Below are 23,282 nucleotides of genomic sequence, written 5' to 3'. Positions count from 1 at the left end.
CCCCGCGCCCCTGCCGGTCCTACTGCCGGGTGGCGACGGTGACCGAGGCGACCTTCATCGGGTGGCCCGGTTCGGTCGCGGCCGTGGGCGAACTGCCGTACGCGGCGGGGAGGTTGCCGCCGACGGCGACGTTCAGGATCAGGAAGATCCCGTGGTGGACGGCCTGGTCCCAGGCGGCCGGGTCGACCTGGTCGGCGGTGACCCGGAAGTACTCCCGGCCGTCGCGCAGCCAGCGGACCCGCTCGGGGCTGGTGGAGCGGTCGATCTCGACGGTGTAGGTGTGGAAGGCGCCCCAGCAGTCGGCGCAGGGCTGTTCGCCGGAGCCCAGTCCGTTCGGCTCCTGGCAGGGGCCGCCCGGCGTGGTGCCGCAGTGCAGGGTGCCGAACCCGCCCCGGCCGCCGACGGATTCGAGCACGTCCAGCTCGCCGACGCCGGGCCAGCCGGTGTACCCGTCGCGGAGCCGGCCGCCGAGCGCCCAGAACGCGGGCCAGTACCCGGCGGCGGCCGGGCCGTGCACGTCGGGCAGCGCCAACTCGGCCTCCACCCGCAGGACTCCGCCCGCCGGGGCGGCCAGGTCGGCCCGCCGGGACTCGATCCGCCCGGAGGACCAGCGGCCGGCCGCGTCCCGGGTCGGGGTGATCTCCAGCGCGCCCGCGCCGTCCAGGCGGACGTTCTCGGCCGCGTCGGTCATGGTCTCGATCTCGCCGGTGCCCCACTGGGCGGCCGGGCAGCCGGGGTAGCAGGTGCCCAGGTCGTACTGCCAGGCGGCGGCGTCCGGTCGGCTCCCGGCCGGGCCGTCGAACTCGTCCCGGAGCAGCGTCGTCCAGTCGCCGCCGGTGCCGAACGCGCCCGCCTCGATGAGCAGTCGGTCCAGTCGCGGGGTGAGCACCACGGCCGCGGCGTTGGTCAGGTGGGAGTCGTCGCGGTACAGCAGCACGTGCTCCAGGACGGCCGGGCAGCTGCGCCCGTCGGCCGGGCAGAGCACCGAGTTGACCTCGACCGTCCGGACGCCGGGGAACGCCCCGGCGGCGATCTGCTCGGCCAGCGGGTCGGCGTACAGGCCCTCGGCGCGCGGGAAGTCGCAGGCGGAGGTGGTGTCGGGGTGGCCGGAGACGCAGGCCGGGACGTCCCGGCCGGGGACCGGGGTGTCCTGGAGGTAGACGACCGGGACGCCCAGCTCCCGCAACGGGGCGAGGGTCCGCTCCCAGCCGCGCAGCAGGGCGGCCCGGTCGGCGGTGTAGCGGTTGAGCGCGGAGACCACGACCAGCTTCGGCTTCGGGCCGTCCTTCAGCCGGGCCAGCGCGTTCGCCCGCCAGGTGTCGCACTCGTGGTAGGTGCGGCCCAACTGCGGGTTGGTGACGGTGATCTCGGCCAACGGGCAGCCCTGCTTGACGAGTTCCTCGACGGACAGCCGGTGCTGGGCGGCGATGCCGAGCAGCGCGGAGAACCACTGGCCTGCGTGCGAGTCGCCGAGCAGCACGATCCGGTCCTCGCCGGTGCCGAAGCGGCAGGGCGGGCTGGTGGTGTCGGCCGGGTCGACCTCGCAGCCGCCGTCCGGCGGGAAGTCCTGCCGGGCCTGGACGGGGTTGGGCACGGTCGGCGCGTGCGGCGGCGGCGCGGCGGCCAGCAGGCTGCTGCCGGTGCGGGCGCCGGGCGGCAGGCCGGACGGGTCCGGGGGAGTGGCCGGGCCCAGGTTGCGGATGGTGCCGGAGCCGACGACCAGCGCCAGCAGCACCGGGAAGACCACCGCGGCCAGGCCCAGCGACAGCCCGCGGCGCGGGATCTCGCCCAGCACCGGGCTGCGGCGCAGCGGCTGCTCCAGCCAGCGCAGCGCGGCGTACGCGGGCAGCGCGGCGGCGGCGGTGAGCGCGGCCTTGGCGCCCCAGGGCAGGGCGCCCCAGTGCGCCTCGGCGAGCACCAGCACCGGCCAGTGCCACAGGTACAGGTTGTAGGAGAGCCGGCCGACCGCCCGGGGCGCGCCGAGCGAGAGCGCCCGCCCCACCAGGTGGGGTCCGGCCGAGCCGGCCAGGACGATCGCGGCGGTGGCGGCGGTCGGCAGCAGCGCGGCGTACCCGGGGTAGCGGGTGTGCCCGTCGAACAGCAGCACCGCGACGAGCACCCCGGCCAGGCCGCCCAGGCCGAGCAACTCCCGGACCAGCCTCGGAAGTTCGCGGACCGGTAGCAGGGCGACGGCGGCCCCGGCGGCGAACTGCCAGGCCCGGGTCGGGGTGGACAGGTAGGCGCCGGCGCTCCAGTGCAGGGAGAGCCAGAACGAGCCGGCGCCGAGCAGCAGGGTCAGGCCGAGCAGGGTGCGCCGCCGCCAGGCCCAGCGGGCGGCGAGCGCCAGCAGCGGGGCCCACAGCAGGTAGAACTGCTCCTCGACGGCGAGCGACCAGAAGTGCAGCAGTGCGCTCGGGTCGCGGCCGGCGGCCAGGTAGTCGGTCTGTTCGGCGATGAAGCGCCAGTTGGCGACGGACAGCGCGGAGGCGAGGACGTCGCGCTCCAGGTCGGCCCGGCGCAGCGGCGCGGTGAGCAGGGCGCCGAGGACGGCGGTGGCGGCCAGCACGACGGCGGCGGAGGGCAGCAGGCGGCGGGCCCGGCGGGAGTAGAACTCGGCCAGCCGGACGCGTCCGTGCCGCCCGGTCTCGGTGCGCAGCAGGCCGGTGATCAGGTAGCCGGAGACGACGAAGAAGACGTCGACGCCGACGAAGCCGCCGGCGAGACCGGGTACGGCGGCGTGGAAGGCGAGCACGGCGAGGACGGCGACGGCCCGCAGGCCCTCGATGTCGGGTCGGAACGTCGGCCGCTCGACCGGCGGGCGGTGCAGCACGACGGTGAGCGGGGCGGTACTCGGGCGGTACTGGTGGGCACGGGAGCGTGGACCTTTCAGCCCAGCCAGGGCAGCATCGGAGCCGCCCAGCCGGAGGCGAGCAGGGCGACCAGGGCGAGCGTGCTCGTGACGGCGAGGGCCTCGGGCCAGCGCCGCGGACGCATCGCCGGGCGGGCCCCGGATTCGGTCGGTTCGGCGGACGCGACGGACGCGACGGGCGCGGCGGAGTCGGCGGGCTCGGCGGACTCGGCGGCGCGCGGCCGGAGTTCGGTGTACAGGTCGCGGATCAGCGGCACCCCGAGGTGCAGTTGCACGGCCAGGTACAGGGCCAGCCCCCAGGTGGTGTGCCAGCCGTGCAGGGCGGTGGCGACCGCCACGCCGGCGGCGGTGGCGGCCAGCGTGCCGGCCGTCCACAGCAGCGAGACCAGCAGCACCTTGCGGGCCATGCCGCCGGAGCGGCCGGGTCCGGCGACGCCAGTGGGCACCCAGGCGGCGCTGCGGCCGCGCAGGGTGTGCCAGTACGCGGTGGCGGCGGCGAAGCTCATCAGCACGTTGGCGCGCAGCACTTCGGAGCGCCAGCGGGTGCGGCTGACCCGGGGCAGCAGCACGTGCCACAGCCACAGCAGCGAGATCAGCGGCAACACGTACCAGGCCCGGACCTCGCCGGGGAAGGCGAACAGCATCACCAGCGGCGGCAGCGGCGCGGTGAGCACGTTGACGGCGGCGGCCAGGTAGCCGACGATGCCCTCGTCGAAGCAGCGGCGCATCCGCCAGGTCATCGCCCGGCGGGCGGCCCGGTCGCCGATCAGGTGCAGGTTGCCCATCGTCCAGCGGTACTGCTGGTTGACGAAGCTGGTGGTGGAGTCGGGCGAGGTGCCCTTGGCGACCAGCACCGGCACGTAGCGGGTGGTGTAGCCCCGCTGGTGCAGGGCCAGGCCGGTGTACATGTCCTCGCTGTGGTCGAGCCGGGCGAAGCCGCCGGCGGCGTCGATCGCGGCGCGCCGGTAGACGGCGTTGGAGCCGCAGCAGATGGCGGCGTCGGAGGCGTCCCGGCTGGGCTGCACCCAGCGGAAGAACCACTCCTGGGCGGAGCCGGCGGCGCGCTGCACCCAGCCCATCGAGGCGTCGGTGTCGAAGCACTGCGGGCTCTGCACGATGCCGACCGCCGGGTCGCCGAAGTACGGCAGGAGGTGCTGGAGCAGGTCGGCGCGCGGCGCGAAGTCGGCGTCCAGGATGGCGACGAACTCGCCGCTGCTCAGGGTCAGCGCGTGGTTGAGGTTGCCGGCCTTCTTGAACTCGCCGCGGTTCGGGCGGACCACGTAGTGGTAGCCGAACTCCTCGGCCAGCCGGGCGACTTCGGGCCGGTCGGCGTCGTCGAGCACCCACACGTCGAGCCGCCCCGGGTAGGAGCTGCGGGCGACGGCGCGGTAGGCGTTGGCCAGGATGTCGAGCGGTTCGCCGCAGGTCGGCAGGTACAGGTCGACGGACGGCGGCGCGGCCGGCTGCCAGGCGGCGACCAGCAGTTCGTGGCCGCCCCGGGTGAAGCGGCGGCGGCGCAGGCCGTTCAGGCAGGTCAGGGCGAGTGCGACGGCGTTGATGCTCAGCACGGCGAGGAACGGCCACAGGGCCGGGGTGCGCAGCGAGAAGCTGAACATGGTGCCCGCGCTGACCGTGAAGGCGAGCGCGGAGAGCAGCGGGACCCAGCGGCGCTGAGGCCCGAAATACCAATAGAGCTCCTGGTCGGAAGGTGGTGACGGAAGGTGATTGACAGTCATTGGGCCCCCCACGGCCAGACATTGACACCTGTCGCCGGTCAGATTACCCGATTGGTATAGACCAAATGACCACGCGGGATGAACAGTGGAGCAACTCGGGTGAAGGGCGCGTGACCAGGCATGACCGTGTCAGGGAAGATCGCCGCGGTGGTGCGCGCGGGGCCGCCGGGGCGGGCGGCGTGCACAGTGGCGCGACGGACGGTGCGCCGCGGTCGGCGCGCTGCGGGTGGTGTGCGGCGGTCGGTGCGCTGCGGTCGGTGCGCGGCGCGCGGCGGCCGGTGTGCGGCGGGTTGCGACCGGTGTGCGGCGGGTGGTGGCGGTCAGCGCGCGGCGGGCGCGGCGGCCAGGACCGCGTCCAGCAGGCCGGGGAAGCGGGCGGACAGGTCGGACTCGCGCAGACTGTTCATCTTCGAGGTGCCGCGCCGGTGCTGGCGGATCAGCCCGGCCTCCCGCAGCACCCGGAAGTGGTGCGTCATCGTCGACTTGGTGACCGGGAGTTCGAACGCCAGGCAGTTCAGCTCGCTGCCGCCCGTGCCCGCGAGCTCGGAGACGATCCGCAGCCGGATCGGGTCCGCCAGCGCGTGCAGCACGCAGGCCAGCTGGAGCTCCGCGGTGGCGGGCTCGGGCAGCAGGCCGGGGCAGTCCCGGTCGTGGTCGACGGTCACGGGCTCATAGTACGACAACTCTCGTAGTTTGACAGCCGTCGTAGTACGGCGAGTATCGTACGAAGCGAAAGCACCCCCGTGTCCGACCCACAGGAAGGACAGGCAGCCGTGAGCGCCCTGTTCGAACCCCTCACCCTCCGCTCGCTGACCATCCCCAACCGGATCTGGCTCAGCCCGATGTGCATGTACTCCGCCGCCTCCGAGGGGCCCGACACCGGCGCCGCCACCGACTTCCACCTCGCCCACCTCGGCTCCCGCGCCGCCGGCGGCGCCGGGCTCGTGATGGTCGAGGCCACCGGCGTCCGCCCCGACGGCCGGATCTCCCCGTGGGACCTCGGCCTGTGGAACGACCGCCAGCAGGAGCAGCTGGCCCGGATCGCCGCGCTGATCACCCAGCACGGCGCGGTGCCGGCGATCCAGCTCGCCCACGCCGGCCGCAAGGCGTCCACCGGCAGGCCGCAGGACGGCGGCGGACCGCTCCCCGTCGAGCGGGGCGGCTGGCAGGTCGTCGGCCCCTCCCCGGTGCCCTTCGACGCGCCCTACCCGGTGCCGACCGAGCTGACGGAGGCCCAGATCGCCGAGCTGGTCGAGGACTTCGCGGCCTCCGCCCGCCGCGCCCTGGCCGCCGGCTTCCAGGTGGTCGAGGTGCACGGCGCGCACGGCTACCTGGTGCACCAGTTCCTCTCCCCGGTCTCCAACCACCGCACCGACGGCTACGGCGGCGACTTCGCCGGACGCAGCCGGCTGGCCCGCGAGATCGCCACCGCGGTCCGGGCCGTCTGGCCCGCCGAGCTCCCGGTGCTGTTCCGGGTCTCCGCCACCGACTGGCTCCCGGAGGAGCCCAGTTGGACGCTGGAGGAGTCGGTGCTGCTCGCCAAGGAGCTCCAGGCCGTCGGCGTCGACCTGATCGACGTCTCCAGCGGCGGCAACGTGCCGCGCGCCGAGATCCCCGTCGAGCCCGGCTACCAGGTCCCGTTCGCCGAGACCGTCCGCCGCGAGTCCGGCCTCCCGGTCAACGCCATCGGCCTGATCACCGACGCCGCCCAGGCCGAGGCGATCGTCGCCGAGGGCCGCGCCGACGCCGTCATGCTCGGCCGCGAACTGCTCCGCGACCCCTACTGGCCGCTGCACGCCGCCCGCACCCTCGACGTCCCCCGCGACTGGCCCGTCCAGTACGGCTACGCGGTCGGCCCGCGCGGCTGACACCCGCCGGGCGGGACGCGGGAGGCAGGACGCGGGAGGCGGGCGCACCCACGGGGAGTGCGCCCGCCTCCCGGCAACTCGCCGCACTAGGAGACCAGTTCGGCCTCCGGGGCCGGTCCCGCGCCGCCCTCGCCGTCCGTGCCGCCCCCGCCGTCCTCGTCCTTCCAGCGGCCCGGTTCGACCATGAACGCGCCGAGCGCGACGCCCAGCAGCGGGACGGCGGGCAGCAGGGTCAGCACGCCCTGGGGGCCGTGGTGCTGGGCGAGCAGGCCGAAGAGCGGGGCGATCAGGCCGCCGACGCTGACGGCCAGGCCCAGGGTGACACCGGCGGCGGTGCCGGGGCGGGTGGGCAGGTAGTCCTGGCCGAGCTTGACCAGGACGGCGAACGGCAGGTTCAGCGTCGCGCCCGCCAGGACGGCGAACAGCAGCGGCGCCCACGGGCCGGGCGTCACCCGCAGCAGGACCAGCGCGGGGACGGTGAGCGCGGTGCCCCACTGCGCGGTGCGGACCATGCCGATCCGGTCCGCCAGCCGCCCGCCGCCCAGGGTGCCCGCGACGCCGCCCAGCAGGAAGCAGGTCAGCGCCGCGCCGGCCAGCAGGTGCGAGGCGCCCAACTGCCGCAGCCAGTACAGCTCGATGAAGGTGCTGACGCCGAAGAACACCACCGAGCGGATCACCTCGACCCCGGTGAGCACCAGGAACGGCCGCCAGCGGTCCTTCCCGGCGCGCTTCGCCCCGCCCCCGGCGTGCGGGTACGTCCGGTGCCTGGCCCGGAACAGCACCGCCGCCATCAGCAGCGCCGGCAGCACGAACACCGCCGTCGCCCGCAGCCCCCACGCGGAGAGCAGCGGCGTGGCCAGCACCGGCGCCAGGAAGAACCCGACGCTGCCGCCCGCCGCGAAGACGCTCATCGCGCCGGTCGAGTCGCCCGCCGCCTCCCGGGCCGCCCGCCCCGCCGCCGGGTGGAACGCCGCCACCCCCAGGCCGGAGAGCAGCACCAGCAGCCACACCAGCGCGTACCCGTCGGCCAGCCCGCTCAGCCCCGCGCCCAGCCCGGCCAGCGCCAGCCCCGCCGCCGACAGCCAGGGCAGCGGACGCCGGTCCACCAGCAGGCCGACCAGCGGCTGCGGGACCGCGCTGCCCAGCGTCGCCGCCAGCGTCAGCCCGCCCGCCGCCACGTACCCGTAGCCGCGCTCCAGGACGAAGTACGGCACCACCGCGGGCACCAGGCCCTGGTACAGGTCGTCCACGGCGTGCGCCGCGCCCCACATCCGCATCCGGCGCCACGCGCCGGGCAGTTCGCTCGTCATGCGTCCAGCCTGGCCGTCGCACCGCCGTGCGGGCTTCCGGTACTCTGCCAACCCGTGTCGCCAACCCGCCAACCTGCCGAGGACGGCCCGCCGAGCCCCGCGCAGCACCAGAAGGAGACCGGCCCCAGCCGCCACCCGCTGGCCCACCGGGAGCGGATCGACTGGCACTGGCACGACGTCAACCAGCTGATCACCCCCGGCCGCGGGGTGCTGGAGGTGCGCACCCCGTACGGGCGGTGGGTCGTCCCGCCGCACCGCGCGGTGTGGCTGCCCGCCGGGGTGCCGCACACCCACCGGGCGCACGGGCCCAGCGAGTTGCGCTGCCTGGTCTACCCGGACGGCACCGACCCGCTGCGGCTCACCGCGCCCGCCGTGCTCGCCGTCACCCCGCTGCTGCGCGAGATCATCGCCCACCTGACCGGCCCCGACGCCCCCGCCGGACGCCCGGCCCGCACCCTCGAACAGGCCGCCCTGGACCAGCTCGCCCGCGCCCCCGAACTCCCGGTCGGCCTGCCCCGCCCCACCGACCCCCGGCTGCGCGACCTGGCCGCGCTGCTCACCGCCGACCCCGCCGACGACCGCTCGCTCGCCGAACTCGGCCGCGCCGTCGGCGCCGCCGAACGCACCCTCAGCCGGCTGTTCCGCCGCGAACTCGGCCTGGGCTTCCCGCAGTGGCGCACCCAACTGCGCCTCCAGCACGCCCTGGTGCTGCTCGCCGAGGGCCGCTCGGTCACCGCCACCGCCGCCGCCTGCGGCTTCCGCTCGCCGAGCGCGTTCATCGAGGCGTTCCGGCACGCCTTCGGCACCACCCCCGGCCGCCACCGGCAGACCTGACCGGCCGTCAGCGGTGCCGCCCGCCGTTCCGGTGCTCGCGCGAACCCTCCAGCGGAGCCGCCGAGTTGGGGGCGCGACGGCGGGAGGCGACGACCTGCCGGGAGACCACCACGTCGATCAGGCACCAGGCGAGCAGGAAGACCCCCAGCGCCATCAGCGCCAACGCCGGTGTCAGCAGGCCGGTGTGCGCCCAGGAGGCGAACAGCGCCACCACGAAGGTGAACACCGTGAAGGCGAACGCCATGCCCGCCCGGACGGCGGCCGCCCGGACCTCGTCCGGCAGCCGCCCGCGCCGACGAACGGCCATCGCCAACCCCCTGTCGGTCGTGCACCCCGGCGGGCGCACCAAGACCAGCCCTGCCCCGTCCGGGGGAGGCTATTCCGGCGGGAGGGCCGATCCAGCCGACCGTGGGCGTGTCGCGCCCCCGGCTCCCCCCGGCTCCCCGTCAGGATCGTAACCGGGGCCGCAAGAGCGCCCCTCGGTCAACGGGGCGGCAGTCGGCGGGTGTTCAGTCCGGCAGGGTGGCGTCCAGCTCCTCCAGCGCGCCGACCACGATGGTCCGCATCGCCCGTTCCGCCAGCTCCGGGTCGCCCGCGCAGATCGCCTGCGCGACGTCCCGGTGCAGCTGCACCGCGTACTCGCGCGGCCGGTGCGGCATCAGCCGGTGCTCGGTGCGGCCGGTGAGGACCGCGCCCACGGTGTCCTTCAGGTGCGCGAACATCTCGTTGCCGGAGGCCCGCAGCACCGCCGCGTGGAAGGCGATGTCGTGCGCGAGGAAGGCGTCCAGGTCGGCCGCCCGGGCGGTGACGGTCAGTTCGACGGCCAGCGCGCTCAGCTCGCGCCGGTCGTCGTCGTCCGCGCACCGGGCCGCCAGCGCCGCCGCGGCCGGCTCCACCGCCACCCGCAGCGAGCCCAGCGAGCGCAGCTGCGCGGAGCGGTCCGCGCCGGCCAGCCGCCAGCGGATCACCAGCGGGTCGAACACGTCCCAGTCGGTCTTCGGCCGGACGGTGATCCCGACCCGCCGCCGGGGCTCGACCAGCCGCATCGACTCCAGGACGCGCACCGCCTCCCGCACCACCGTCCGGGACACCCCGTGCCGCTGCTCCAGCTCCTCCGCGCGCAGCACCGTCCCCGCCGGCAGCTCCCCGGAGGCGATCGCCGGGCCGAGGGCAGCGAGCAGGCGGCCGGGCAGGCCCTGGATCTCCATCCGGCCAGCTTATCGGCGCGGCCGGGGGAAGGCGGCCCCCGTCCCACCAGCGCGGAAGCCGAAAAGTATGACGATTAGGTTTCGGTCGCTTGAATAAGTCATACCTTTGCGCCAAGGTTGCCCACGCAAGCAGGCAAGGACAGGAGCACCACCATGGCTCTCAGCGCCGAGAACCAGCAGCCGCCCGTCATCGTGGTGATGGGCGTCTCCGGAGTCGGGAAGACCACCGTCGCCCGACTGCTCGCCGACCGCCTCGACCTCCCGTACGCGGAGGCCGACGACTTCCACCCCGCCGCCAACATCGCCAAGATGAGCGCCGGCACCCCGCTGGACGACCGCGACCGGCAGCCCTGGCTGCGCGCGCTCGGCGGCTGGCTGGGCGAGCGGGCCGCCGCCGGCAGCGGGGGAGTGGTCACCTGCTCCGCGCTCAAGCGCGACTACCGCGACCTGCTGCGGGCCGCCTGCCCGGACGCGTTCTTCCTGCACCTGAGCGGCAGCCACGACCTGGTCGGCGACCGGCTGGCGCACCGCACCGGCCACTTCATGCCGCCCGCGCTGCTGGACTCCCAGTACGCCGACCTCGAACCGCTCCAGCCGGACGAGCACGGCACCGTGCTGGACGTCGGCGCCGACCCCGAGACGCTCGTCGACCGCGCCGTCGCCGCCCTGGGCCGCTGACCCCCGCGGCCCGCCCCCCACACCACCACCACGTCACACCCCCGCCACCGGCCGCCCGAGAGCCGGACGGTGGCGGCCCGTCAATGGAGACCACCGTGACCCCCACCCTGTTGGCGGCCGGCGCACCGGCGCTGCCGCACACGGCGAGCGACGGCCGGCTGCTGCTCGCGGTGCTGCTCAGCATCGGCGCGATCGTGCTGCTGATCACCCGGTTCAAGCTGCACCCGTTCCTGGCCCTCACGCTCGGTTCCGGGCTGCTCGCCGCCGTCGCCGGGGCGCCCTTCGACAAGCTGCTGACCAGCTTCTCCACCGGCTTCGGCGCGACCGTCGCCTCGGTGGGCCTGCTGATCGGCCTGGGCGCGATGCTCGGCAAGCTGCTCGCCGACTCCGGCGGCGCCAACACCATCGCGGACACCGTGCTGGCCCGCACCGGCCCCAAGCTGCTGCCCTGGGCGATGGCGCTGATCGCCGCGGTGCTCGGCCTGCCGCTGTTCTTCGAGGTCGGCGTGGTGCTGCTGGTGCCGATCGTGCTGCTGGTGGCCCGGCGCGGCAACGCCCCGCTGATCGGCATCGGCATCCCCGCGCTGGCCGGCCTCTCGGTGCTGCACGGCCTCGTCCCGCCGCACCCCGGCCCGCTGGTCGCCGTCGACGCCCTGCACGCCGACCTCGGCGTCACCCTGGCGCTCGGCCTGCTGGTCGCGGTCCCGACCCTGATCGTGGCCGGCCCGCTGTTCGGACGCCTCGCCCAGCGCTGGGTCGGCCCGCTGGAACTGCCCGCCGACACCACCGCTGCCGAGAACGCGGAGACCGGGAAGACCGCGGACACCGCAGCGGGCGCGGAGGGCGTCGAGCGGGCGCGGACGCCGCGGTTCGGCGCCGTGCTGGCCACCATCCTGCTGCCGGTCGTGCTGATGCTCGGCAAGGCGCTGGCCGACGTGGTGATCGACGACCCGAAGGCCACCGGCCAGCGGATCTTCGACTTCATCGGCTCCCCGCTGATCGCGCTGCTCGCCGCGACCCTGCTCGCCATGCTGACCCTCGGCCGGGCGGCCGGCTTCGACAAGGGCCGGATCTCCGACACGGTCGGCTCGGCGCTCGGCCCGATCGCCGGGATCGTGTTCATCGTCGGCGCGGGCGGCGGCTTCAAGCAGACCCTGATCGACATCGGCGTCGGCGACGCGGTCAGCGCGTGGTCCGGCAAGTGGCACGTCTCCGCGCTGCTGCTGGGCTGGCTGATCGCGGTGCTGATCCGGCTGGCCACCGGCTCCGCGACGGTCGCCACCATCACCGCCGCCGGCATCGTCGGCCCGCTGGCCGCCGACATGTCCACCAGCCACGCCGCGCTGCTGGTGCTGGCGATCGGCGCCGGGTCGCTGTTCCTGTCGCACGTCAACGACGCCGGGTTCTGGCTGGTGAAGGAGTACTTCGGGATGAGCGTCGGCCAGACGCTGAAGTCCTGGTCGGTGATGGAGACGATCATCTCGGTGGTCGCGATCGCCCTGATCCTGCCGCTCAGTCTGATCGTCTGACGAGCGCGGGTCCCCCCTGCCGCGACGCCCTCCGGAACTCCCGCTTCTCCCGGAGGGCGTCGCCTTTTTCGCGCCTTTCCCCCGTCTCGCCGTGCCTTCCCGCGCCGCTCCGCGCGCCCGGCCTACCGCTCCAGCAGCTCCGCCGTGCGCTTGCGCACCTCCGCGCCGTCCAGCCCGCGCACCGTCAGCGTGGTGCGCCGCCGCAGCACGTCGTCCACCGTGTACGCCCACTCCTGCTCGGCCGCGTACACCACCTGCGCCCACACGTCCGGCCCGTCGGGGTGGACGCGTTCGCCCAGCTCCGGGCGCTCGGCGATCAGGCGGGCGATCTCGAAGGACAGCGTGCCGTAGTGGGTGGCCAGGTTCCGGGCCACCAGCGGGTCCATCCGGCTGCCCGGCTCGCGGTCGGTCAGCAGGCGGCGGGCGACGGCCTGCGGGGCGCCGATGCCCGGCAGCGGGACGGTCGGCGGGATCGGCGAGACGTCCTCGGCCAGGCCCGCGCCCGGGGCGTGCTTGAGCTTCTCCAGGATCACCCGGCCGATGTGCCGGTACGTGGTCCACTTGCCGCCCGCCACCGACAGCATCCCGGCCCGGCCCTCGGTCACCACCGTCTCCCGCTTCGCCGCCGCCGTCTCGCCCGGCCCGCCCGGCAGCACCCGCAGGCCGGCGAAGGAGTACGTGATGTCCTCCCGCCGCAGGTGCTCGCCGCGCACCGCGTGCCCGGCCTCGGACAGGATCTGGTCGACGTCCGCGTCGGTGGCCCGGACGTCCAGCGGGTCGCCGGTGTACTCCTCGTCCGTGGTGCCGAGCAGGACGTGGTCCTCCCACGGGATGGCGAACGACACCCGGTAGTGGTCGATCGGGATGGTCAGCGCGGCCCGCCACGGCGCCTGCCGGCGCAGCACCACGTGCGCGCCCTTGGACAGCCGGATCGACGGGGCCGCGCCCGCGTGCTCCATCCGCCGCAGGTGGTCCACCCACGGGCCGGTGGCGTTCAGCACCAGCCGGGCGTCCACGCCGAACTCGGTGCCGTCCAGGGCGTCACGCACCTCGGCGCCGGTGACCCGGCCGCGGGTGAAGCGCAGCCCGGTCACCTCGGCGTGGTTGAGCACCACCGCGCCCGCGTCCACCGCCGCCCGCACCGTCATCACGGCCATCCGGGCGTCGTTCATCTGGTGGTCGCCGTACACCGCGACCCGCCGCAGGCCCTCGGTGCGCAGCCCGGGCACGGCGCGGGCCGCCGCCGCGGGGGAGACCACCCGGCCCAGGCCGTCGCGGAACGCGGACAGCGCCGAGTACAGGAACACGCCCGCGCCGAGCTTGGGCGCCGAGTGCGGGCCGCCCTCGTAGACCGGCACGAAGAAGGTCAGCGGGCTGACCAGGTGCGGGGCCACGTGGGTGGCCAGCGCCCGGCGCTCCTTGTGGTTCTCGGCGACCAGCCGCACCGCGCCGGTCTGCAGGTAGCGCAGCCCGCCGTGGACCAGCTTGGACGAGGCGGAGGAGGTGGCGTTGGCGAAGTCCCCGGCGTCCACCATGGCCACCTTCAGCCCGGCCTGGGCGGCGGTCCACGCGGTGGCGGTGCCGAGGATGCCGCCGCCGATCACCAGCAGGTCGTAGCGGGCCCGGCCGAGCAGTTCGCGGGTGGCGGCCCGGGGGACGACGCGGCCGGCGGCGCGCTCGGCGCCCAGGGTCGGGATGGTTGCCATGGTGTGTGGTGGGCGGCCCGGTGTGCGGCCGGTCCGCGTCTCCTTCCGATCGGTGGGGTCCTGCGGCGGGCAGGGTCGTGCGGCGGGCGGGGTCAGAGCTGCGGCGGGTCGTCCGGCTCGTCCTGGTCGATCCAGCCCATGGTGCGCTCCACGGCCTTCAACCAGTTGCGGTGCTCGCGCTCGCGCGTGTCGGCGGCCATCCGGGGCGTCCACTCGGCGGCCCGGTGCCAGTTGGCCCGCAGGGTGTCCAGGCCGTCCCAGAAGCCGACCGCCAGGCCCGCCGCGTAGGCCGCGCCCAGCGCGGTGGTCTCGGCCACGTAGGGGCGCTCCACCGGGACGTCCAGCACGTCGGCGATGTACTGCATCAGCAGGTTGTTGGAGGTCATGCCGCCGTCGACCTTCAGCGCGCTCAGCGTGACCCCGGAGTCCTTCTGCATCGCGTCCACCACCTCGCGGGTCTGCCAGGCCGTCGCCTCCAGCACCGCCCGGGCCAGGTGCCCCTTGGTGACGTACCTGGTCAGCCCGGTGATCACGCCGCGCGCGTCGGCCCGCCAGTACGGGGCGAACAGGCCGGAGAACGCGGGCACCACGTACGCGCCGCCGTTGTCCTCGACGGTGCCCGCCAGGGTCTCGATCTCGGCGGCGGTGGAGATGATGCCGAGCTGGTCGCGCAGCCACTGCACCAGCGAGCCGGTCACCGCGATCGAGCCCTCCAGGGCGTACACCGGGGGCCGGTCGCCGATCCGGAAGCCGACCGTGGTGAGCAGGCCGTGGTACGAGTTGACGATCCGTCCGCCGGTGTTCAGCAGCAGGAAGGTGCCGGTGCCGTAGGTCGACTTGGCCTCGCCCTCGGCGAAGCAGGTCTGGCCGAACAGCGCCGCCTGCTGGTCGCCGAGCGCCGCCGCGACCGGCACGCCCGCCAGGTCGCCGACCGCCTCGCCGTACACCTCGGCGGAGGAGCGGATCTCCGGCAGCATCGCCAGCGGGACGCCCATCGACTCGGCGATCCGCTCGTCCCACCGGAGGGTGTGCAGGTTCATCAGCAGGGTGCGGGAGGCGTTGGTGACGTCGGTGACGTGCCGGCCGCCGTCCACGCCGCCGGTCAGGTTCCAGATCAGCCAGCTGTCGACCGTCCCGAACAGCACGTCCCCGGCCTCGGCGCGCTCGCGCAGGCCCTCGACGTGGTCCAGCAGCCAGCGGATCTTCGGACCGGCGAAGTAGCTGGCCAGCGGCAGGCCGGTCTCCCGGCGGAACCGGTCCTGCCCGACGTTGCGCCCCAGCTCGCGGCAGAGCGCCTCGGTGCGGGTGTCCTGCCAGACGATCGCGTTGTGCACCGGCTCGCCGGTGTGCCGGTCCCACAGCACCGTGGTCTCGCGCTGGTTGGTGATGCCCACCGCCCGGACGTCCGCCGCGGTCAGCCCCGCCTTCCCCAGCGCGCCGCGCACCACCGCGCGCACCCTGGTCCAGATCTCGGCCGGGTCGTGCTCCACCCAGCCGGGCTGCGGGAAGATCTGCGCGTGCTCCTGCTGCTCGACGGCGACGATCCGGCCGTCCGTGTCGAACAGGATGCACCGGCTGGACGTGGTGCCCTGGTCGATCGCGGCGATGTGGCTGGCAGTCATGCGGTTCCTCGGCTCACGGACGTCAACGGGGCGGGGGTGACCATTCGTCAGTCCCCGTGCGCGCGGGTCCGGCAAACCAGGCGGGCGGGCGGTCCGCCGGGGCCCTCCGGACGCTGTTCGACAATGTCGAACGGCCTTCGGAAGCCAACCGCAGCCGGACGCTCCCGTCAAGGCGGTGTGACGCACGCCCCCGGGATCACGCCCGGGATCACGCCCCGGGATCAGGCCCCCGGGATTCAGAACCGGTGCGCGCCCAGGTCCCGGGAGATCGCCCGGGCCGCCGTCCGCACCGAGGCCACCAGCGACGGACGCACCGCGCCGTCCGGTCCGCACACCGTCTCCACCGCGCCCGACACGCACACCGCGCCCACCGGGTTGCGCCGCCGGTCCTGGATCAGCGCCGCCACCGAGGCCACGCCCTCCCAGGTCTCCTCCACCGCGTCCGCCCAGCCGCGCTCGCGCACCAGCGCGCACTGCGCGTCCAGCTCCGCCGGCTCCGTCACCGTCCGGGCCGTGAACGCCTCCCACGGGCCGTCGCCCAACTCGCCGCGCGCCACCGGGTCGTACGCCAGCAGCACCTTGCCCAGCGCGGTCGCGTGCAGCGGCTGCATCGACCCCACCTCCAGCACCTGCCGCGAGTCGTCCGGCCGGAACACGTGGTGCACCACCAGCACCCCGCGCTGGTGCAGCACCCCCAGGTACACCGTCTCCCCGGCCGCCCGCGCCAGGTCGTCCGCCCACACCAGCGCCCGGGCCCGCAGCTCGTGCACGTCCAGGTAGCTCTGGCCCAGCCGCAGCAGCTCCGCGCCCAACTGGTACTTGCCGCTCTCCGGGTCCTGCTCGACGAAGCCCTCCTGCTGGAGCGTGCGCAGGATGCCGTGCGCGGTCCCCTTCGCCAGCCCCAGCCCCGTCGCCACCTCCGACAGGCCGAGCCGCCGCTCCCCGCCCGCCAGCAGCCGCAGGATCGCGGCCGCCCGCGACAGCGACTGGATCGCACCGGGCACCCGCCCACCTCCACTGACCACCGGCCGACGATGCCGACCACCACCCGAGAACGGGACGGACCCGCCCCCGGAGACCGTACTACCCGGCACCTCCACCGCGCCGTACCGTCCCGCCGGGCCCTCCCGGCGGGGGCCCTCCCGGCGGGGGAACTGCGCGGGCAAGCCCGACGAGCCGCGCGCCGTCGACGCGCGACTCTGCCGCACCACCCGGCCGGCACCCGGCCGCCGGTCGCGTCGTCCGGCGCTCCCCGCCCGGGATTCGCTCAGCCGGCCGCCTCGGCGGGCTCCGCCACCCAGCCCGCGACCAGGACCAGGCCGGTCGGGCGGTGCACGGCCAGGAAGGCGAACGGGCGGTCGTAGCGGGCGGTGGCCCGGCGGACGCGGAGGCCGGGCGGGGCGCCGATCCCGCTCCGGGTCATCGCCACCGCCGTGACCGCGCCCGCCTCGAAGCCCGCCGCGCCGAACTCCGCCACCGCCGCCTGCTTGGCCTGGCCGACCCGCAGCGGGACGCTCCGGCTGATGCCCGGGAAGTGGCTGCCGTCCCCGGCGGCGGTGCGCAGGCCGAACAGCCCGGCGTGCGCCAGCAGGTCCTGCTCCGCCCGGACCTCGAAGGCCACCGTCTCCAGCACGCCGACGTCGTGCGGCGCCGACGCCCGCACCGACTCCAGCGCCAGCCCGGGCCACGGCTCCCCGTCGGCCAGCCCCGCCACCGGCGTCCGCCGCGCCGCCCCCGCCACCAGCGCGAACCCGGCGGAGACCACGGCGCCCGGCGCGGCCCCCGGTGCGCCGAGCACCAGGTGGACGTCCACCTCGCCGCCGCCCGCGACCCGGACCTCCGTCACCCGCCCCGCCGCCGCGGTCTCCGCCACCGCGATCCGCTCGTACAACCCGGGGCTCGACACCGCGAGCCTCCGGAACGGCCGCCGGGCCCACGGCCCTTCGGCGGCCCGGCCGCGATCCTCCCGGAACGGCTCCGCCCACCTGGTGCGCACCGTCAGCGCCGAGGCCAGCACCAGCAGCGCGTCCGCCGGCTCCACCGGCATCCGGCGGATCAGACCGCCGGTCCGGTCCGCGGCCCAGGCGTCCAGCGCGGCCCGGTCCGCGGCGGGGTCACCGGTCAACCGCCGCCACAGCGCGGCGCCCGGCCCCGCCGCCCACTCCGGCTCCACCTCGACCCCGGGGGCCGTCCACAGCCCGAGCGCCGCCGCACAGCCCGGCACCCCCTCCACCCGCGCCAGCAACTCCCGCGCGGCGGCCGGGGCCTGCTCGGCCGGCACGCCCAGCGCCCGCTCCAGCTCGGCCCGGGCCGGACCGTCCGCCCCCGAGGCCAGCACCGCCAGCAGCGGCCACACCCCGAGCGCCGTCCACACCTGCCCGGCCCCGGACCCCGGCTCCAACTCCCGTCCCCAGCAAGCCCCCAGGGCGTTCACCCGCTCGACCGCACCCGCCACGACCAACCCCGTTCCCTCCTCGGCCGTCCCCGCCGGCGGTGCTCCCGCCGCGGGGGCGACGGCGCCGTCCGGCCCGCCCTCACCACCAGCAGTACCAGACCGGGCGGCCGGGCACCGCCGGACACCCGGCCGGACCGACCCGGTTCAGCGCGCGGGGCGTTGCAGCACGGCCGCGAGTTCCGCGATCGCGGCCGGGCCCACCCGGCAGCAGCCGCCGACCAGCCGGGCCCCGGCGGCCACCCAGTCCGCCGCCCGCCCGGGGCCGAAGGCCGCCGTGCCCGTCCAGTCCCGGACCGCCGGGTCCCAGCCCTCCCCGCTGTTGGGGTACGCCACCGCGGGCAGGCCCGTCACCTCCACGGCCAGCGCCACCGCCGCCGACACCTCCTCCGGGGCGCAGCAGTTGACGCCCACCGCCACCACCTCCGGCACCTCCGCCACCAGCGCGAACGCCTCCGAGAGCGGCTCCCCGCCCCGGGTCAGCCCGTCCGCCGCGCCGAGCGAGAACCACACCGGCAGGCCCAACCCCCGTACGCAGTCCGCCAGTACGGCCGCCTCCAGCAGGTCGGGCACGGTCTCCACCGCCAGCACGTCCGGCCCCGCGGCGGCCAGCACCTCCAGCCGGGGGCGGTGGAACGCCGCCAACTCCCCGGCCGACAGGCCGTAGTGACCCCGGTACTCGGAGCCGTCCGCCAGGACCGCCCCGTACGGGCCCACCGAGGCCGCCACCCAGCGCGGGCGGCCGTCGCCCAGCTCCGCCGACACCTCCTCGGCCGCCAGCCGGGCCACCTCCACGCTCAGCGCCAGCAGCCGGTCCGCCTTCCCCGCGTCCACCCCCCGGGAGGCGAAACCCGGCCGGCTCGCCTGGTAGCTCGCCGTGGTCGCCACCTGCGCGCCCGCCTCGAAGTACGCCCGGTGCGCCGCCACCAGCTGCCGCGGCTCGTCCAGCAGCAGCCGGGCCGACCACAGCGCGTCCGACAAGTCGCAGCCCTGGTCGGCCAGTCGGTTCGACAGCCCGCCGTCGAGCAGCACCGGCCCGGCCGCCAGCGCCGAGACCAGCGCCCGACCGGCCGGGGGCCGTCGAAGTCGGAGGGGGAGCCGTCGAAGTCCGTCGCCATCCCTCCAGCCTGCACCTGCCACCGGTCTCCGGCGAACCGGCCCGAACCGGCCCGAACCGGCCCGGGGTCTGCGGGGGCTGCCGCGCTCCGGGCCCGGGCCGGTCAGGGCGTCCCGGCCGCCACCGGGCGGGAGGTGACCGCGATCCGGTTGTAGGTGTTCACCACGGTCGCCGCCCAGGCCACGAACGCCGCCTCCGGCTCCGACAGCACCGCCGACGCGGCCCGCCGGGCCCGGACGCCCTCCGCCCGGTCGGTCAGCCGGGTGACCGCCTCGGCCAGGGCGAGCGCGGCCCGCTCCCGGGGCGTGAACAGCTCGGACTCCCGCCACACCACCAGCTGCGCCAGCCGCTCGTCCCGCTCGCCCGCCTTCCGGGCGGCCGTCGTGTGCAGGTCGACGCAGTACACGCAGCCGTTCAGCTGCGAGCAGCGCAGCCGCACCAGTTCCAGCAGCGGCGGCTCCAGCCCGGCCGCCGCCGCGGCCTCCTCCACCACCCCGTGCAGGGCGTGCACGGCGGCGAACGCCTGCGGGCCCAACTCGGTCATCGGGAGCGGCGGGACGGCGGGGAGCTGCGGGAGCGTTTCGGTCATCCTTCGAGCGTAGGGGCCGACCGGCGCCCGGACCGGGCCGAGAACGGCCGGATCACCCACTCGGGAGGCGGCTGTCGAAACAGTTGACGGTATCCCCAAATCGTGGCGGGGGAGCGCCCGTTCAAGGGCCGCAGAGGTGATGCGACGTCAACGAAGCGATCGGGTCACCCGGTTGGCCGCACGTGTGCGATCCGTCGCTCAGTGTCCCGGTAGGGTGACGTTCCGTTGCCGCACCGATTGTGTGACGGCTCATCCGAAAGCACTGCCGGGCGCCCGCCGGTCCTGTCCCTGGGCCGGCCGACGCCCGCACCGGACCCACACTGGAGAACTCCGCGATGACCACTTCCGTGCAGCTCGACCGCACCCAGAAGCGCTTCGACCTCTGGGACGTGAACGGCGACGGCCAGATCGACCGCGCCGACTGGGACGCCGAGGCCCAGCGCATCCTGCGGGCCTTCGGCGAGGCCCCCGGCACTCCGGCCGCCCGTGCGCTGACCGACGCCTACCTCGGCATGTGGGGCTTCTTCGCCGACAAGGCGGGCATCGACGAGCAGACCGGCGCGCTCACCCCCGAGCAGTTCAACCACATCGCCGAGGAGCACATCCTGGAGAACGGCGGCGCCGGCTTCGGCCGCGTCGTCACGCCGACCATCCAGGCCATCGTCGAGCTGGTCGACGTGGACGGCGACGGCCAGGTCAACCCGGCCGAGTTCAAGTCCTGGCTGGACGCGATCGGCGTCCAGGACGTCAACCCGCTGGACGCCTTCGCCCGGATCGACGCCAACGGCGACGGCCAGCTGTCCGTGGACGAGCTGGTCCAGGCCGTGCGCGCCTACCACCTCGGCGACCTCGACGTCCCGCTGCTGGGCCGCTGAACAGCCGGTACGACAGCGCCGGTCGGCCTGATCGGCCCGGCCGACGGCCACTGACGGCCGACGGTCGCTGACGGCCGACGGTCGCCGCTGACGCCCGAAGGGCCCGGAACGGGGATGGCGCCCCCCGCTCCGGGCCCTGCCGCCGTTCCGGTCCGGTTCCGCCGTCGACCGGGCCCGGTCAGCCCCCGGCCGGGACGAACCGCACCGGCAGTTCCGGCCGCAGGTCCAGCGACTCCCCGGTCAGCAGGCGGTCGGCCGCGATCAGCACGTTGTAGTGGTTGGGGAAGTGGCAGGCGTCGAAGCCCAGCACCGTGCCCACCCGGTGCTCGCCGACGAACACCTCGTCGCCCCGGTCCAGCACTCCGGCCACCGCGATCTCCGCGAACCCCAGGAAACCCACCCGGTCGATCCGGGCCCCCGCCGCGGTGTCCCGCTGGTCGGTGGTCACCAACTCGTGCACCTCGCCCGCCCGTACGCACCGGCTGGCGAACGGCTCCAGGCTCATCCCGCGCTCCGTCCGGCTGTGCAGCAGCACCTTCACCAGCGTGCCGGTCACCGTCCGCTTCGGCCCGTTCTCGCGCACCGGCGGCCGCTGCGGGAAGAGCGCCGCCCGCTCCCGGATCATCCGCGCACCTCCGCCCGCGCCGCCGTCCCGGCCCCGGCCCCGGTTTCGAACTCGCCCTCGGCCCCGGCCCGGTACGCCGCCTCGACCACCCGCAGCGCGTCCACCCCGTCCGGGCCCCGGTCCGCCGCGCCGCCCGTCGAGCCGTCCGTCGAGCCGTCCGTTCCGCCGCGTTCGCCGCGCAGCAGCCCGGCGAACGCGCCGACGATGCCCTCGTACTCGTGCCAGAGCGACTGCTTGAAGCCCGCGTGCCCGGCCAGCAGGTCCGCCCGCAGCACCGAGCCGTCCGCCGACTCCACCGTGACGTCCTTGAGTTCGCCCGGGTACGACCAGTCCAGCTCGATCCGGCCGCGCACCCCGTCCGCCCCGGCCAGCTCCAGCTCCGCGTACCGGTCCACCCCGCCGCCGTCGCGCACCACCCGCGCGCCGGACAGCTCCATCCGGCCCGCCAGCAGCCGCACCAGGTCGTACGCGTTCGGGCCGTTGTCGGCGACGCAGCCGCCGCCGCACCGCTCCGGGTCCAGGTACCAGCGGTCCCGGCCGACGTGCTCCTCGATCCGCTCGAAGTAGCGCACCGTCACCGAGCGCACCGGCACCGGCCGGTCGGCGAGCGCCGCGCACAGCTCCCGCACCGCCGCGTTGTACCGCCGGTGGAACGCGGTGAACAGCGGCACCCGCCGTTCGGCCGCCAGCGCCGCCAACTCCTCGCCCTCCGCGGCCCGCAGCGCCAGCGGCTTCTCCACGCACACCGGCAGGCCCGCCCGCAGCGCGTCCCGGCAGATCGCCAGGTGCAGGTCGTTCGGGACGGTCACCACGACGGCGTCCAGCCCGCCCGCCGCCAGCAGCTCCCGGTGGTCCGTGAAGCGGGCCACCCGGCCGCCGAACGGCTCCAGCACGGCGGCGTCCCGGTCGCACACCGCCGCCAACCCCACCCCCGGCACCCGCTCCAGCGCGTCCAGGTAGAACCGCGAGATCACCCCGAGCCCGACCACCCCGAACCGCAGCCCGCTCACCGCCCGCCCTCCGTCCCCGCGACCGTTCCCGCCGCCGTTCCGGCCGCTGTTCCGGCCACCGGCCGAACACCGAACTCCGCCGCGATGGACGCGAGTTCGGCCAGCAGCGGCGCGGCCAGCGGCACCCCGTCGCGGTGCGACTCGGCGGTGCGCCGGGCCTCGTGCCAGCCCGGGTACACCACCGGGCCGCAACTCCCCTCCGCCGGAGGGCAGTCCAGCACCGTCCCGAACAGGGTCCGGGCGTCCAGGGCCACCTGCCCGGCGTCCCGGAGCGTCGCCGGGGCGATCGCCAGCGCGAAGACGCCGATGTCGTCGTCCCGCCCGGACGGCCGCCCGTCCCCGTCCAGCGCGGCCGGCTCCGGGCCCAGCCCCGCCCCGGCAGCAGCGCCGCCAGCACCTCCACCATCAGCCCCAGCCCGAAGCCCTTGAACTCGCCGCCCGCACCCGACCCCAGCCACAGCAGGTGCGCCTCGCCCCGGTCGAACGCGCCCGGATCGGTCACCGGCCGCCCGTCCGGCCCCGCCAGCCACCCCTCCGGGATCGGCCGACCCGCCCGCTCCGCCGCCCGGACCCGGCCGGTCGGCACCGCCGTGGTGCTCATGTCCAGGACGTACGGCGGCAGTTCACCCGCCGGCGCGGCCACGCTCCACGGGTTCGTGCCCAGCAGCGCCACCGCACCGCCCGGCGGCCGGGCGATCCGCTGCCGACCGCAGTTCGACGCCAGCAGCCCGATCATCCCGCGCCCGGTGACCCGCGCCGCGTGGTGGCCCGCACAGCCGAAGTGGGTGGCCCGGCGCACCGACACCAGCCCGATCCCGTGCCGCTCGGCCCGCTCCGCCGCCAGCTCCATCGCCGCCCCGGCCTGCCACAGCCCGAGCGCCCCCGCCGCGTCCACCAGCACCGCCGCCCCCCGGTCCGCCACCACCTCCGGCTCCGCCAGCGGATCGGCCCGGCCCTCCGCCAGCAGCGGCAGGTAGAGCCGCCCCAGATTGGCCAGCCCGTGCGAGTCCATCCCGGCGGCGTCGCCGTAGCACAGCGCCTCCGCCGCCGCCCGGGCCCGCTCGGGCGGCAGCCGGTGCGCGGTGAACACCTCGGTGGTGAAACGGATCAGATCGGCGTACGGGACGCGGACGGTACCGGCGGCACGGGGCGCGGACGCCACGGTGGTCACGGGGAACAGCCTCCAGACAGGGCTTCGAGCAGGGCTTCGAGCAGGACGTCGAGCAGGACGTCGAACGGAACTTCGGTCAGGAC

General features: G+C 75.7%; 20 protein-coding genes and 1 pseudogene. 5 read left to right on the top strand and 16 right to left on the bottom strand.

Annotated features, from left to right (window positions below; all coding sequences use genetic code 11):
- Positions 1–19: 19 nt before the first annotated feature.
- The 3 genes from QMQ26_RS07410 to QMQ26_RS07400 all read right to left on the bottom strand — a co-directional run bounded on the left by QMQ26_RS07410 (position 20) and on the right by QMQ26_RS07400 (position 5,270).
- Positions 20–2,830, bottom strand: a complete 2,811-nt coding sequence (locus tag QMQ26_RS07410; RefSeq protein WP_282205157.1) for an SGNH hydrolase domain-containing protein — start codon at positions 2,828–2,830, stop codon at positions 20–22.
- Between the two features lie 56 nt (positions 2,831–2,886).
- Positions 2,887–4,605, bottom strand: a complete 1,719-nt coding sequence (locus tag QMQ26_RS07405) for a glycosyltransferase family 2 protein (RefSeq protein WP_282205156.1) — start codon at positions 4,603–4,605, stop codon at positions 2,887–2,889.
- A 320-nt stretch (positions 4,606–4,925) separates the two neighbouring features.
- Positions 4,926–5,270 (bottom strand): ArsR/SmtB family transcription factor, encoded by a 345-nt coding sequence (locus QMQ26_RS07400; RefSeq protein ID WP_282205155.1) that lies wholly within the window; start codon positions 5,268–5,270, stop codon positions 4,926–4,928.
- Positions 5,271–5,378: 108 nt separating this feature from the next.
- Here QMQ26_RS07400 and QMQ26_RS07395 point away from each other — a divergent pair, with 108 nt between their 5' ends.
- The gene (locus QMQ26_RS07395) at positions 5,379–6,473 is read left to right on the top strand and encodes an NADH:flavin oxidoreductase/NADH oxidase (RefSeq protein ID WP_282205154.1); all 1,095 of its coding nucleotides are present in this window, start codon (positions 5,379–5,381) and stop codon (positions 6,471–6,473) included.
- 86 nt (positions 6,474–6,559) lie between these two features.
- Here QMQ26_RS07395 and QMQ26_RS07390 read toward each other — a convergent pair whose 3' ends face one another.
- Positions 6,560–7,783 (bottom strand): MFS transporter, encoded by a 1,224-nt coding sequence (locus tag QMQ26_RS07390; RefSeq protein ID WP_282205153.1) that lies wholly within the window; start codon positions 7,781–7,783, stop codon positions 6,560–6,562.
- A gap of 54 nt (positions 7,784–7,837) precedes the next feature.
- Between QMQ26_RS07390 and QMQ26_RS07385 the strand changes: the two genes are divergently transcribed.
- Positions 7,838–8,617, top strand: coding sequence for a helix-turn-helix transcriptional regulator (locus tag QMQ26_RS07385; RefSeq protein WP_100835394.1), 780 nt, complete (start codon positions 7,838–7,840; stop codon positions 8,615–8,617).
- Between the two features lie 7 nt (positions 8,618–8,624).
- Here QMQ26_RS07385 and QMQ26_RS07380 read toward each other — a convergent pair whose 3' ends face one another.
- Together QMQ26_RS07380 and QMQ26_RS07375 are read right to left on the bottom strand one after the other, a co-directional pair.
- The gene (locus QMQ26_RS07380; RefSeq protein ID WP_282205152.1) at positions 8,625–8,924 is read right to left on the bottom strand and encodes a hypothetical protein; all 300 of its coding nucleotides are present in this window, start codon (positions 8,922–8,924) and stop codon (positions 8,625–8,627) included.
- 202 nt (positions 8,925–9,126) lie between these two features.
- Positions 9,127–9,825 carry a FadR/GntR family transcriptional regulator gene (locus QMQ26_RS07375; protein WP_100835392.1) on the bottom strand — a complete coding sequence of 233 codons (699 nt, stop codon included), beginning with the start codon at positions 9,823–9,825 and terminating at the stop codon, positions 9,127–9,129.
- Between the two features lie 153 nt (positions 9,826–9,978).
- On the opposite strand from QMQ26_RS07375, the gene QMQ26_RS07370 reads away from it, so the two are divergent.
- Both QMQ26_RS07370 and QMQ26_RS07365 read left to right on the top strand, forming a co-directional pair.
- Positions 9,979–10,503: a gluconokinase gene (locus QMQ26_RS07370; protein ID WP_282205151.1), complete on the top strand. Its 525-nt coding sequence runs from the start codon at positions 9,979–9,981 to the stop codon at positions 10,501–10,503.
- Positions 10,504–10,586: 83 nt separating this feature from the next.
- A complete protein-coding gene (locus QMQ26_RS07365; RefSeq protein ID WP_282205150.1) occupies positions 10,587–12,032 on the top strand; it encodes a GntT/GntP/DsdX family permease in 1,446 nt (481 codons plus the stop codon).
- Positions 12,033–12,154: 122 nt separating this feature from the next.
- Here the strand turns inward: QMQ26_RS07365 and QMQ26_RS07360 are convergent, their stop codons facing one another.
- From QMQ26_RS07360 to QMQ26_RS07335, 6 genes are all read right to left on the bottom strand, one after another.
- Complete coding sequence (locus QMQ26_RS07360) at positions 12,155–13,738, bottom strand: glycerol-3-phosphate dehydrogenase/oxidase (protein ID WP_100835389.1); 1,584 nt, start codon at positions 13,736–13,738, stop codon at positions 12,155–12,157.
- Positions 13,739–13,830: 92 nt separating this feature from the next.
- Positions 13,831–15,360, bottom strand: coding sequence for a glycerol kinase GlpK (gene glpK / locus QMQ26_RS07355; protein ID WP_282205149.1), 1,530 nt, complete (start codon positions 15,358–15,360; stop codon positions 13,831–13,833).
- Between the two features lie 236 nt (positions 15,361–15,596).
- Entirely contained in the window at positions 15,597–16,364 is a 768-nt protein-coding gene (locus QMQ26_RS07350; protein ID WP_100835387.1) for an IclR family transcriptional regulator, read from the bottom strand.
- A gap of 263 nt (positions 16,365–16,627) precedes the next feature.
- Positions 16,628–17,815: a serpin family protein gene (locus QMQ26_RS07345; protein ID WP_318552265.1), complete on the bottom strand. Its 1,188-nt coding sequence runs from the start codon at positions 17,813–17,815 to the stop codon at positions 16,628–16,630.
- A gap of 144 nt (positions 17,816–17,959) precedes the next feature.
- A complete protein-coding gene (gene mmuM, locus QMQ26_RS07340; RefSeq protein WP_282206453.1) occupies positions 17,960–18,871 on the bottom strand; it encodes a homocysteine S-methyltransferase in 912 nt (303 codons plus the stop codon).
- Between the two features lie 161 nt (positions 18,872–19,032).
- Complete coding sequence (locus tag QMQ26_RS07335) at positions 19,033–19,518, bottom strand: carboxymuconolactone decarboxylase family protein (RefSeq protein WP_282205147.1); 486 nt, start codon at positions 19,516–19,518, stop codon at positions 19,033–19,035.
- A 335-nt stretch (positions 19,519–19,853) separates the two neighbouring features.
- On the opposite strand from QMQ26_RS07335, the gene QMQ26_RS07330 reads away from it, so the two are divergent.
- Positions 19,854–20,393: an EF-hand domain-containing protein gene (locus QMQ26_RS07330; RefSeq protein ID WP_282205146.1), complete on the top strand. Its 540-nt coding sequence runs from the start codon at positions 19,854–19,856 to the stop codon at positions 20,391–20,393.
- 178 nt (positions 20,394–20,571) lie between these two features.
- Here the strand turns inward: QMQ26_RS07330 and QMQ26_RS07325 are convergent, their stop codons facing one another.
- From QMQ26_RS07325 to QMQ26_RS07310, 4 genes and pseudogenes are all read right to left on the bottom strand, one after another.
- A complete protein-coding gene (locus QMQ26_RS07325) occupies positions 20,572–21,018 on the bottom strand; it encodes a DUF6917 domain-containing protein (protein ID WP_100835382.1) in 447 nt (148 codons plus the stop codon).
- Positions 21,015–22,028, bottom strand: a complete 1,014-nt coding sequence (locus tag QMQ26_RS07320) for a Gfo/Idh/MocA family protein (RefSeq protein WP_282205145.1) — start codon at positions 22,026–22,028, stop codon at positions 21,015–21,017. The genes QMQ26_RS07325 and QMQ26_RS07320 overlap by 4 nt, the downstream gene beginning before the upstream one ends.
- On the bottom strand, positions 22,025–22,486 hold the full coding sequence (locus QMQ26_RS07315; protein ID WP_282205144.1) for an Ldh family oxidoreductase: 462 nt from the start codon (positions 22,484–22,486) through the stop codon (positions 22,025–22,027). Before QMQ26_RS07315 ends, QMQ26_RS07320 begins: the two co-directional genes overlap by 4 nt.
- Positions 22,420–23,118 (bottom strand): annotated as a pseudogene (locus QMQ26_RS07310) (Ldh family oxidoreductase); the annotation flags it as partial. The pseudogene QMQ26_RS07310 and the gene QMQ26_RS07315, both read right to left, overlap by 67 nt.
- Between the last annotated feature and the right edge of the window lie 164 nt (positions 23,119–23,282).

The organism is Kitasatospora fiedleri (assembly GCF_948472415.1).
Classification (GTDB): Bacteria; Actinomycetota; Actinomycetes; order Streptomycetales; family Streptomycetaceae; genus Kitasatospora; species Kitasatospora fiedleri.
Note: the sequence above shows the minus strand (reverse complement) of the source record. Positions and strands in the feature narration are given on the sequence as shown.

Coding starts and splice junctions, on each gene's coding strand:
- QMQ26_RS07405 (WP_282205156.1), bottom strand. CDS start 4,605: ATGACTGTCAATCACCTTCCGTCACCACCTTCCGACCAGGAGCTCTAT.
- QMQ26_RS07390 (WP_282205153.1), bottom strand. CDS start 7,783: ATGACGAGCGAACTGCCCGGCGCGTGGCGCCGGATGCGGATGTGGGGC.
- QMQ26_RS07380 (WP_282205152.1), bottom strand. CDS start 8,924: ATGGCCGTTCGTCGGCGCGGGCGGCTGCCGGACGAGGTCCGGGCGGCC.
- QMQ26_RS07375 (WP_100835392.1), bottom strand. CDS start 9,825: ATGGAGATCCAGGGCCTGCCCGGCCGCCTGCTCGCTGCCCTCGGCCCG.
- QMQ26_RS07370 (WP_282205151.1), top strand. CDS start 9,979: ATGGCTCTCAGCGCCGAGAACCAGCAGCCGCCCGTCATCGTGGTGATG.
- QMQ26_RS07365 (WP_282205150.1), top strand. CDS start 10,587: ATGGAGACCACCGTGACCCCCACCCTGTTGGCGGCCGGCGCACCGGCG.
- QMQ26_RS07360 (WP_100835389.1), bottom strand. CDS start 13,738: ATGGCAACCATCCCGACCCTGGGCGCCGAGCGCGCCGCCGGCCGCGTC.
- glpK (WP_282205149.1), bottom strand. CDS start 15,360: ATGACTGCCAGCCACATCGCCGCGATCGACCAGGGCACCACGTCCAGC.
- QMQ26_RS07335 (WP_282205147.1), bottom strand. CDS start 19,518: ATGACCGAAACGCTCCCGCAGCTCCCCGCCGTCCCGCCGCTCCCGATG.
- QMQ26_RS07330 (WP_282205146.1), top strand. CDS start 19,854: ATGACCACTTCCGTGCAGCTCGACCGCACCCAGAAGCGCTTCGACCTC.
- QMQ26_RS07325 (WP_100835382.1), bottom strand. CDS start 21,018: ATGATCCGGGAGCGGGCGGCGCTCTTCCCGCAGCGGCCGCCGGTGCGC.